Raw genomic sequence first — 521 nt, forward strand, 5'->3', positions numbered from 1 at the left:
ATAGCACTTCAGCTTCATCTCCTTCGGGGGTGCCAATCTCTGCATGAAAAATTTCCTCTAATCTTTTCAATGCCTGGTTATAATCTTGCTCAGTTTTAATTGCTTTTATTTCCATATCAAATATTATTTGCGTCTATAGTACCATATTCCTTATGGGTGCCAATAAATCTTATGAAGACCCATTTCCTGGGAAAATTAATTTCCACAATAAGTCGATATTTATTCCCACAAATGTTGAAAACCATTCGACTGTTTTTCAATATACTTGCTGATGAGTATTGAGATTTTATTTCGTTGGGACTTTTCCAATCTGCTTTTGTAGCTTCCCGGAACCAGGCTTGTAATGGCTGTTCGCTATCGGGATAATTTCCCCAGAATTCTCGTAATATTCGTTTTGCAATTACTCTCAACTGTTTTAATTACGAAGATAATATATTATTCCCAAATTGGTAAGTTCTATTTTTTTAGCTCCTGCGTAATTTATAGCAAATTTTAGGATAGAGAATAGATTAACTGTTAGT

General features: G+C 34.0%; 1 protein-coding gene. It reads right to left on the reverse strand.

Annotated elements, in window-relative coordinates:
* Positions 1-116: 116 nt before the first annotated feature.
* Complete coding sequence (locus HC175_RS17305) at positions 117-410, reverse strand: type II toxin-antitoxin system HigB family toxin (RefSeq protein WP_168026063.1); 294 nt, start codon at positions 408-410, stop codon at positions 117-119.
* Between the last annotated feature and the right edge of the window lie 111 nt (positions 411-521).

Source organism: Salinimicrobium oceani, from assembly GCF_012037645.1.